This window comes from Dietzia maris (assembly GCF_014144855.1).
In the GTDB taxonomy this organism is placed as follows: domain Bacteria; phylum Actinomycetota; class Actinomycetes; order Mycobacteriales; family Mycobacteriaceae; genus Dietzia; species Dietzia kunjamensis.
On the sequence record NZ_JAALDN010000063.1, the window covers coordinates 1 to 10,196 of the forward strand.

General features: G+C 70.4%; 10 protein-coding genes and 1 tRNA gene. 9 read left to right on the top strand and 2 right to left on the bottom strand.

Annotated features, from left to right (window positions below; genetic code table 11):
* From G6024_RS02440 to G6024_RS02455, 4 genes are all read left to right on the top strand, one after another.
* Window positions 1-614: vWA domain-containing protein (locus tag G6024_RS02440; RefSeq protein WP_478213470.1), on the top strand; the 614-nt coding region annotated here is incomplete at its 5' end.
* 266 nt (window positions 615-880) lie between these two features.
* Window positions 881-1,171, top strand: a complete 291-nt coding sequence (locus G6024_RS02445; RefSeq protein ID WP_067712641.1) for a DUF485 domain-containing protein — start codon at window positions 881-883, stop codon at window positions 1,169-1,171.
* Entirely contained in the window at window positions 1,171-2,790 is a 1,620-nt protein-coding gene (locus tag G6024_RS02450) for a monocarboxylic acid transporter (protein WP_159147871.1), read from the top strand. The genes G6024_RS02445 and G6024_RS02450 overlap by 1 nt, the downstream gene beginning before the upstream one ends.
* 135 nt (window positions 2,791-2,925) lie before the next feature.
* A complete protein-coding gene (locus G6024_RS02455; protein ID WP_067712632.1) occupies window positions 2,926-3,486 on the top strand; it encodes a hypothetical protein in 561 nt (186 codons plus the stop codon).
* Window positions 3,487-3,523: 37 nt separating this feature from the next.
* Here the strand turns inward: G6024_RS02455 and G6024_RS02460 are convergent.
* Window positions 3,524-3,599, bottom strand: a tRNA-Arg gene (locus G6024_RS02460).
* A gap of 208 nt (window positions 3,600-3,807) precedes the next feature.
* Between G6024_RS02460 and rplM the strand changes: the two genes are divergently transcribed.
* The 3 genes from rplM to glmM all read left to right on the top strand — a co-directional run bounded on the left by rplM (window position 3,808) and on the right by glmM (window position 6,306).
* Window positions 3,808-4,251, top strand: a complete 444-nt coding sequence (gene rplM / locus G6024_RS02465) for a 50S ribosomal protein L13 (RefSeq protein WP_007627425.1) — start codon at window positions 3,808-3,810, stop codon at window positions 4,249-4,251.
* The gene (gene rpsI / locus G6024_RS16865) at window positions 4,248-4,790 is read left to right on the top strand and encodes a 30S ribosomal protein S9 (protein ID WP_069389715.1); all 543 of its coding nucleotides are present in this window, start codon (window positions 4,248-4,250) and stop codon (window positions 4,788-4,790) included. Before rplM ends, rpsI begins: the two co-directional genes overlap by 4 nt.
* A 157-nt stretch (window positions 4,791-4,947) precedes the next feature.
* On the top strand, window positions 4,948-6,306 hold the full coding sequence (gene glmM / locus G6024_RS02475) for a phosphoglucosamine mutase (protein WP_067712629.1): 1,359 nt from the start codon (window positions 4,948-4,950) through the stop codon (window positions 6,304-6,306).
* 73 nt (window positions 6,307-6,379) lie between these two features.
* Here the strand turns inward: glmM and G6024_RS02480 are convergent, their stop codons facing one another.
* Window positions 6,380-7,252 (bottom strand): dienelactone hydrolase family protein, encoded by an 873-nt coding sequence (locus G6024_RS02480; RefSeq protein WP_235027732.1) that lies wholly within the window; start codon window positions 7,250-7,252, stop codon window positions 6,380-6,382.
* A 73-nt stretch (window positions 7,253-7,325) separates the two neighbouring features.
* On the opposite strand from G6024_RS02480, the gene glmS reads away from it, so the two are divergent.
* A complete protein-coding gene (glmS, locus tag G6024_RS02485; protein ID WP_069389716.1) occupies window positions 7,326-9,182 on the top strand; it encodes a glutamine--fructose-6-phosphate transaminase (isomerizing) in 1,857 nt (618 codons plus the stop codon).
* Window positions 9,183-9,201: 19 nt separating this feature from the next.
* A partial coding sequence (locus G6024_RS02490) for an NAD(P)H-hydrate epimerase (protein ID WP_277355613.1) occupies window positions 9,202-10,196 on the top strand: 995 nt, incomplete at its 3' end.

Below are 10,196 nucleotides of genomic sequence, written 5' to 3' on the forward strand. Positions count from 1 at the left end.
TGGTGGACACCTCGGGATCGATGGGATTCGGGATACCGGGTACGGACCGGACCCGGATCGAGGCACTGGTCGCCACGGCGGGCGCCGGCCTCGGGCAGTTCCCCGACGACGCGGCTCTCGGGCTGTGGGCGTTCGGCGGGGCCGCCGGCCGGGATGGCAGGCCCTACGCGGAGGTCGCGCCACTCCGACGACTCGACGAGGCCGGCGCCGACGGTTCGCACCGGGAGGCCCTCGGCGGCGCGCTGGCGGCCCTGCCCGGTCTGGTGGGCGGCGGAACCGACCTCTACCGGTCCGTACTCGACGCCTACGCCCAGGTGCGCTCCGGCTACGACCCCAACATGGTCAATTCGATCATCGTGATCTCCGACGGGGCCGACGACGCCACCTCGGACCTCGACGAAGGGGAGTTCCTCGCCCGACTACGCGACATGGTCACCCCGTCGCGCCCGGTGATCGTCGTGACGATCAGTCTGCTCGACGACGCCGCGTCGGGCACCCTGGCGGAGATCTCCCGGGTGACCGGCGGCAGCAGCCACGTCGCGCGGACGCCCGACGAGATCGTGCGGGTGTTCGCCGACGCGGTGGGCCGTCGCGGAGCGGCGCCCGGCGCCTGACTCGCTTAACCCCGGATAGAGGTAGCTGCCCCCTCGGATGGGGGTGCGGCATCCTCCGGTTTCCAGGGAATCGACCGCGTTGCCTGAGAGTCTCCGCCGAGAACTTGTGTTACGTGTCACACTTCCTCCGTCACTATCTGTGAGGCGCATCACTACAGGGGTGCGCTGATGAGAACCCGAAACGGAGGACCTCCGTGTCCCAACCAACTGATCCGCCGACGGGGGGCGCATCGCGGCGAACCCCGGGAACGGCGGAGTTCACGGCGATGCAGTCCAGCCCCGCCTTCCAGGAGTTGCGCAGCAAGTTCCGGGCGTTCGTCTTCCCCATGACCGTCGCCTTCCTCATCTGGTACTTCCTCTATGTCATCCTCGCCGTCTACGCCACGGACTTCATGGCCACGAAGGTCTTCGGGAACATCACCTGGGGGCTGATCATCGGGCTGGGGCAGTTCGTGACCACCTTCCTCATCACGTTCCTCTACATCCGGTTCGCCAACCGCGTGATCGACCCCCGTGCGGAATCCATCCGCCTCGAGCTGGAAGGTGAGGCTGTCTGATGGATTGGCTACTCAACATCAATGAACTCACGCCGGGTGAGCAGGTGGGCAGCACGCTGCTCAACATGGTCGTGTTCGGGATCTTCATCGTCATCACGATGACGCTCGTCCTGAGGGCGTCCAAGTCCACGAAGTCGACGAAGGACTTCTACACCGGTGGGTCGAGCTTCACCGGTCCGCAGAACGGGTTCGCGATCGCCGGTGACTATCTGTCGGCGGCATCCTTCCTCGGCATCGCCGGCGCCATCGCGATCAACGGCTACGACGGCTTCCTCTACTCGATCGGATTCCTCGTCGCCTGGCTCGTCGCCCTGATGCTCGTCGCCGAGCTGATGCGCAACACCGGCCGGTTCACCATGGCCGACGTGCTCAGCTTCCGCCTCAACCAGCGGCCCGTCCGGATGGCGGCGGCCCTGGCCACCCTCGCGGTGTGCCTGTTCTATCTCATCGCCCAGATGGCGGGCGCGGGTGGCCTCGTCGCCCTCCTGCTGAACATCAACGACTCCACGGGGCAGGCGATCGTCGTCGCGGCCGTGGGGCTGCTGATGATCGTCTACGTGCTGGTCGGCGGCATGAAGGGCACGACCTACGTCCAGATGGTCAAGGCCGTCCTGCTGGTCAGTGGCGTCCTCATCATGTGCCTCATGGTTCTCGTGGCCGCCCGCGGCAACTTCTCCGCGCTCCTGGGTGAAGCCGTCGCGAACTCGGGCAAGGATCTGCTGCAGCCCGGTCTGCAGTACGGCGCCACCGAGACCAGCAAGCTGGACTTCGTCTCGCTGTCGATCGCGCTCGTCTTCGGTACCGCCGGCCTGCCCCACGTGCTCATGCGCTTCTACACGGTCCCCACCGCCAAGGAGGCCCGCCGGTCCGTCACCTGGGCCATCGCCCTCATCGGCGGGTTCTACCTGTTCACCCTCGTGCTCGGCTTCGGTGCCGCGGCGATGGTCGGACCGGAGGTCATCGAGGCCGCGCCCGGTGGCGTGAACTCGGCGGCACCACTGCTCGCGTTCGCCCTCGGCGGTGAGATCTTCCTCGGCATCATCTCCGCGGTCGCCTTCGCGACGATCCTGGCGGTGGTGGCGGGGCTGGCGATCACGGCGTCCGCATCGTTCGCCCACGACATCTACAACGGCGTCATCAAGCACGGAAAGGCCACCGAGAAGTCGCAGCTCCGGGTCTCGCGGATCACGGTCGTCGTGATCGGGCTCGTGTCGATCGTCATGGGTATCGGCGCCATGGGGCAGAACATCGCCTTCCTCGTCGCCCTGGCCTTCGCGATCGCCGCGTCGGCGAACCTGCCGACGATCCTGTACTCGCTGTTCTGGAAGCGGTTCAACACCACCGGCGCCCTGTTCTCGATGTACGGCGGGCTCATCAGCACCCTGGTGCTGATCGCGCTCTCGCCGGCGGTCTCCGGTGGCGAGAAGTCGATGATCACGGGCGTCGACTTCTCCCTGTTCCCGCTCTCGAACCCGGGCATCGTGTCGATCCCGCTGGCGTTCCTGCTGGGCATCGTCGGCACGTTCATCGGGAAGAAGGACGAGTTCCCGGAGAAGCGGGTGGAGATGGAGGTCCGTTCCCTCACCGGTGTCGGTGTGGAGAAGACCATCGCTCACTGACGTCTCCTCGGCGGGCCCACCACCACAGGCCCCCGCCGGGTCCGCCCGGTCGTCCTCGGACGACCGGGCGGACCTCGTCGTGGGCCGGGAGGGACTACCCTCAGTGGGCACCACACCGATTCGGAGGCGGTAGAGATGTATCCCGGACAGGACGACCAGACCCGACGCATGGGGCAGCAGCCCGACTCGCGTGCCTACTCGCGGATGGGCGACGACCAGGCCTACGACCCCGCCTATGACGACGGCTACGGAGCCGACGGGGGATACGCCGCCGCGCCCGCGGCGAAGCGCCGTGGCCCCGCCCTCGATGTGGGCAAGTTCGCCGGCAGCGTGGTCGCGACCGCCCTTGTGGCGGCCATCGCCGGATGGCTGATCGCATGGATCGTGGAAGCGGTGTTCGCGCGTTTCGGCCACCAGTGGGCCAACGGCGGGAACACGCCCACGATGTACGCGGTCTACGGGGCCGTCGCCGCGCTCCTCGCCGGGCTGCTCTGGTACCTGCTGCTCGTCGGCACGGCCAACCCCCAGCAGTTCTACTCCTGGACCGTCGGGCTGCTCATCGTCGCCGCCGTGGCGCTGCCGCTGCTGGTCACGGTGCCGTTCCTCGACGGCCTGGCCGCCGCGATCGTCCACCTGTTCATCGGGTTGCCGATCCTGGCGCTGACCAGCGCATTCTCCGCCACTCTCCGGCGATGACGCGCCTGCGGCGGCCGTGACGGCCGGCCGCTGTGGGTGGTGCCCCCGAGAGGAATCGAACCTCCGACACCGGCTTTAGGAGAGCCGTGCTCTATCCACTGAGCTACGAGGGCGGGAACCGGGGAGAGTCTAACCGATGGGCAGGGGATCGTGATCGCCGACTTGGAGAGAGTGGTCCCGGCCGGTAGTCTTGACCGTCGGCGTCCATGTCGTCCCCTGGTGGGGCGGTGGACCACCTCGCGCGGGTCACCACCGGCCGCCGTTCGAGGGGGAGGGCGCCCGCCCGGCCGGCAGCCCACTAGACAGACAGAGGTATCGCCTGTGTCCACGTACACCCCCAAGCCCGGGGACGTGACGCGCGCCTGGTACGTCATCGACGCCACTGATGTGGTTCTCGGTCGACTCGCCGTCCAGGTCGCCAACATCCTCCGTGGCAAGCACAAGCCGCAGTTCGCCCCGAACGCCGACACCGGCGACTTCGTCATCATCATCAACGCCGACAAGGTCGCGATCTCGTCCAACAAGCGTGACCGCGTGGTGCAGCACCGCCACTCCGGTTTCCCGGGCGGCCTGAAGTCGCAGACCCTGGGCAAGGCCATGGACACCCGTCCCGACCGCGTCGTCGAGAAGGCCGTCAAGGGCATGCTGCCGAGCAACAAGCTCGGCCGTGCCGTCGCCTCCAAGCTCAAGGTGTACGCGGGTCCCGATCACCCGCACGCCGCCCAGCAGCCCGTGCCCTTCGAGATCAAGCAGGTGGCCCAGTGACCGACGAGAACATCACCCCCGAGGCCGAGGTCGCCGACGACGTGGTGGCGGACCTCGCCGCCGAGGTCGCCGAGGACTACAGCGAGGCCGACTACGCCGGTGGCACCGACTTCGTCGCCGACGCCGACGCCCAGCTGGGGTCGACCGTCACCTCCGGTCCGGCCCAGGCCGTCGGACGTCGCAAGGAAGCCGTCGCCCGCGTGCGCCTGCTCCCCGGTTCCGGCCAGTTCACCCTGAACGGCCGCACCCTCGAGGAGTACTTCCCGAACAAGGTGCACCAGCAGCTCGTCAAGTCGCCGCTGGTCCTCGTCGAGCGCGACGAGCAGTTCGACATCGTGGCACTGCTCCACGGTGGCGGCCCCTCGGGTCAGGCCGGCGCGCTGCGTCTGGCCATCGCCCGCGCGCTCATCCAGTACTCGCCGGACGACCGCCCGGCGCTCAAGAAGGCGGGCTTCCTCACGCGCGACGCCCGTGCCGTCGAGCGCAAGAAGGCCGGCCTCAAGAAGGCCCGTAAGGCCCCGCAGTACTCGAAGCGCTGATCCACCCGGGTCGCGTCACCGGAGCAGGCCCCTGCGTATGCGGGGCCTGCTCCGGTCCATTTGCCCACTGCACTGTCGGTCGGGGTTATCCTGACCCGGCCATTCACGCCCACCGTCCGCGGCGGGGCGAACCACCACCCCCGGAGGACCACACGATATGACGCGACTGTTCGGCACCGACGGGGTCCGCGGACTCGCCAACCGGACCCTCACCGTCGACCTGGCCGTGCGCCTGGGGGCGGCCGCCGCGGCGGTCCTGGCGACCGAGGTCGAGCCGTCGCCCCGCCGGGCCGAATCCCGGCCCGTCGCCGTCGTCGGCCGTGACCCCCGTGTCTCCGGGGAGATGCTCGAGGCCGCCCTGGCCGCCGGCCTGGCGAGTCAGGGCGTCGATGTCCTGCTCGTGGGCGAGTTGCCGACCCCGGCCGTCGCCCACCTCACGGCCCAGCACGAGGCCGAGCTGGGTGCCGTGATCTCCGCCTCGCACAACGCGATGCCGGACAACGGCATCAAGTTCTTCGCCGCCGGGGGCCACAAGCTGGCCGACGAGGTGGAGGACCGTGTCGAGGCCGCCCTCACCGACGGTGCCATCACCGGACCGACCGGCTCAGCGATCGGCCGTATCTCGCGGGCGACGCAGGAGGACGCCCTGGACGGCTATGTCCGGCACCTGCTCGATGCCACGCCGGGCCGGTTGGACGGGCTCGTCGTCGTCGTCGATTGCGCCAACGGCGCCGCCAGCGCGGCGGCCCCGCGTGCCTACCGCGAGGCCGGCGCCACGGTGATCGAGATCCACGCCAGCCCCGACGGCTACAACATCAACGACAACTGCGGTTCCACCCACCTCGACGACGTCCGCGCCGCGGTGCGCGCGCACGGCGCCGACCTGGGCCTGGCGCACGACGGCGACGCGGACCGGTGTCTGGCCATCGACGCCTCCGGCGAGGTTGTCGACGGCGACCAGATCATGGCGATCCTGGCCCTGGCGATGCGCGACTCCGGGGAGCTCGTCGGCAACACGCTGGTGGCCACCATCATGAGCAACCTGGGGCTCAAGGTCGCCATGCGGGAGGCCGGGATCGAGATCACCGAGACCAAGGTGGGCGACCGCTACGTTCTCGAGCGTCTGCGCGAGGGTGGGTACAGCCTCGGCGGCGAACAATCCGGGCACCTCGTGCTGCCCGCCCACGCCACCACCGGTGACGGCGTGCTCACCGGGTTGCGCCTCATGGCCCGCATGGCGGAGACCGGCAAGTCGCTGGCCGAGCTCGCCGGGGTCATGACCGTGCTGCCGCAGGTCCTCGTCAACGTGCCGGTCGAGGACAAGGCCGCAGTCGTGGCATCCGGGGCGGTCTGTGACGCCGTGGTGGGGGAGGAGCGCAGGCTCGGCTCCACAGGCCGCGTGCTTCTGCGTCCCTCCGGCACCGAGCAGCTCGTCCGCGTAATGGTCGAGGCGGAGGACGCGAACCTGGCCGGCGAGGTCGCCGAGCGCCTGGCGGGCGTGGTCGCCGCCGTGTGACCGTCCGGGCCCGTGCGCTCTCCGGCGCCGGGCCCCGGCGACCGGGCCCCGGCGACCGGGCACCGGAGGGCGATCAGCCGCCCGTGAAGGACTTGACCAGCTTGAGCATCGGCGGGGCGCTGGCGAGCAGGTCGTCGGCCTCCTCGTCGAGCATCTCGTGGGTGACCGTGACGGTGCCCTTGAACTCCGCCTCCGGATCGGCGAACGGGGCATAGGTGTCGTCGTCGGTCAGGGTGGCCAGCAGGTACCCCGCCAGCAGCGGGCGCACGGCCCGATGGGTGCGGAGGTCGGGGTCCGCCAGCCCGACCCGCTCGAGAAGCGGGTTGCGCTCGACCAGACCCGTCTCGATCGCCTTCTCCAGGCGTCGGTGTACCAGGTCGCCGCGCCACAGGCGCTGCAGTTCGCGGGCGTCCTCGGAGTGGACCCCGCCCGCACCCGAGAGCAGCAGGGCGGGGGCGTCGACGGTCATCGCCCGATCGGCGGCCGAGGGCACGGTCTCGGTGGGGAAGACCATGACCACCCCGTCGATGTCGGTGCGCTGGGAGGCCAGCAGCGCGGCGACCCCGCCGCCGAGACCGTGCCCGGCCACGGCGATCCGGTGTGGATCGGCCCGGACGGCCCCGCGGCCCAGGGTGGCCTGGAGGACGTCCTCCAGCGCGGCCGACAGGTGATCCGCGTAGTGCTGGTGGTTCGGCCTCAGGCCGCGGTCCGAGGCGGGCGCCACCACCACGAACCCCCACGACGCGAGATGCTTGAGGGTGTCGACGTAGTGCTCGGGCCCCCTGGTCCAGTCGTGGGCCCAACCCACGAGCGGGGCCGGCGACGGAGCGCCGCGGGGGACGAACACGACCCCCGGCGTCCCGGTGAAACCGAGGTCGCCCCTGTCGACACCGTAGGGGCCGCGTCGGGACACCCGGGCGAGCAGTTCCTTCGTCTTCTTGGCCACGATGGCCACAGTATCGCCTCGGGGGCGACGAAGGGGCGAGGGTCCCCGGACTGCGTGGCTACACTTAGCGGCCATGTGCGGAATCGTCGGATATGTCGGGCACAGGCCCGCCCTCCCTGTCGTCGTCGAGGCCCTGCGGCGGATGGAGTACCGCGGCTACGACTCGGCTGGTGTCGCCGTCCTCGACGGCGCGGGCACCTCCCGGGTCGAGAAGAAGGAGGGCAAGCTCGCCAACCTCGAGGCGGAGCTCACGGCGGCGGGCGGGGGCGGGTTCCCGGGTACCACCGGCATCGGCCACACCCGCTGGGCCACCCACGGTCGCCCGAGCGACCGGAACGCCCACCCGCACGTCTCGGGCGACGTCGCGATCGTGCACAACGGCATCATCGAGAACTTCGCCCCGCTGCGCGCGGAGCTCGAGGCCGCCGGGGTCGATCTGGAGTCCGACACCGACTCGGAGGTGGCCGCCCACCTGGTGCGGTGCGAGATGGAGTCGGGCCGCAGCGGCGGCGACTTTGTCGCCGCGTGCCGCACCGTGCTCCGCCGCCTCGAGGGCGCGTTCACCCTCGTCTTCAGTCACGCGGCCCACCCGGACGTCCTGGTGGCCGCGCGCCGCTCGACCCCGCTGGTGCTGGGCGTCGGCGAAGGCGAGATGTTCCTCGGTTCCGACGTCGCGGCGTTCATCGAGCACACCCGCGAGGCGGTCGAGCTCGGCCAGGACAACGTCGTGGTGTTGCGGGCCGACTCCTACGAGATCACCGACTTCGCCGGTGAGCCCAGCGAGGGGCGCCCCTTCCACATCGACTGGGATCTCGCCGCCGCCGAGAAGGGCGGTTACGACTACTTCATGCTCAAGGAGATCGCCGAGCAGCCGCAGGCGGTCGCCGACACGCTGCTGGGCCATTTCCAGAACGGCCGCATCGTGTTGGACGAGCAGCGGATGACCGACCAGGACCTGAGGGACATCGACAAGGTGTTCATCGTCGCCTGCGGCAGCGCCTATCACTCCGGCATGGTCGCCAAGTACGCGATCGAGCACTGGACGCGCCTGCCATGCGAGGTCGAGATCGCCTCGGAGTTCCGTTATCGCGACCCGGTCCTGGACCGTTCCACGCTGGTGGTGGCCATCTCCCAGTCCGGCGAGACCGCGGACACCCTCGAGGCGGTCCGCCACGCCAAGTCCCAGAAGGCGCGCGTCCTGGCCGTGTGCAACACCAACGGCTCGCAGATCCCGCGCGAGGCCGACGCCGTCCTGTACACGCACGCCGGTCCCGAGATCGGTGTGGCGTCGACGAAGGCGTACCTGGCGCAGATCACCGCCAACTACCTCGTGGGCCTCGCGCTCGCGCAGGCCCGCGGCACCAAGTACCCGGACGAGGTCGCCGCCGAGTTCCGTCAACTCGAGCAGATGCCGCACGAGATCCAGAAGGTCGTGGACTCCCTCGACCCGGTCCGCGGGATCGCCCGCGAGCTCGCCGGCGCCAAGTCGGTGCTGTTCCTGGGGCGCCACGTCGGCTACCCGACGGCCCTCGAGGGCGCGCTCAAGCTCAAGGAGCTCGCGTACATGCACGCCGAGGGCTTCCCGGCGGGCGAGCTCAAGCACGGGCCCATCGCGCTCATCGAGGAGGGCCTCCCGGTCTTCATCGTGATGCCGCCGGTTGAGGGCCGCGGGGTGCTGCACTCGAAGCTGGTGAGCAACATCCAGGAGATCAGGGCCCGCGGCGCGCGGACCATCGTGATCGCCGAGGAGGGTGACGACGTCGTCCGGCCGCTGTCGGACTACTTCATCCCGATCCCGGCGTCGACCACTCTCCTGCAGCCGCTGCTGGCCACCATCCCGTACCAGGCGTTCGCGGCCGAGGTCGCGGCCGCGCGGGGGTACGACGTGGACAAGCCGCGGAACCTCGCCAAGTCCGTCACGGTCGAGTAGGCCGGCGGGGGCCACGGCAATGAGGCGCGCTCACCCGGTCGGGCAGATCAGGGATGCCGAGCGCCCGCTCATCGCCGCCGCCGCAGCCTCCGGGGACCCGGATGCGGTGATGCGCCGTGCCGCGGCCGGGGTGGCCCACCACACCGCCGTCCTACTGAGGGAGCGCACCGGGGGCCTCTATGGCCGGACGGTGCAGTTGCTGGTCGGTGCCGGCGACAACGGGGGCGACGCGCTCTACGCCGGCGCGATGCTTCGGGCCCGTGGCTGTCGCGTCGACGCCGTGATGCTCGACCCGGACCGCGCACACGCTCGCGGTCTGGTCGCCCTGCGCCGTGTCGGCGGGCGGATCCACGACACGGAGTCGGTGGGCTCTCGTCTTCCGGTCCCGGATGTCGCCGTCGACGGCGTGGTGGGCCTGGGCGGACGCGGACCGCTGCGCCAGCCGGCCGACCGGATCGTCAACGGCCTGGCCGCGGCCGGGGTTCCGTGGGTGGCAGTGGATCTGCCCAGCGGGGTCGACGCCGACACCGGCACCGTCCACGACGCCCACGTTCCCGCCACCCTCACCGTGACGTTCGGGCTGCTGCGGCGGGCCCACTTGCTGGCTTCGCCGGTGTGCGGCCGCGTCGAGGTGGTGGATATCGGCCTCATCGATCCCACGGATCCCGTGCAGGCGCGTCGTCTGCAGATGCAGGAGCGCGTGCCGGACTATCTGAGCGCCGGTCCGAACACTGTCGTCGCCCACTCCCGCGCCGAGGTGGGGCGCACGTGGCCGGTGCCCGGCCCGGCCGACGACAAGTACACCCAGGGCGTCGTGGCCGTGCGCGCTGGATCCGACCGGTATCCGGGGGCAGCGGTGCTGTGTGCGTCCGCCGCCGTGGCGGCGACGTCGGGGATGGTGAGGTACGTCGGATCCGGCGCGGGGGCGGTGCTCGCGGCCCGACCGGAGGTGGTGTGCCACCCGACGGTGGCCGAGGCCGGCACCGCCCAGGCGTGGGTGGTGGGGCCGGGCGG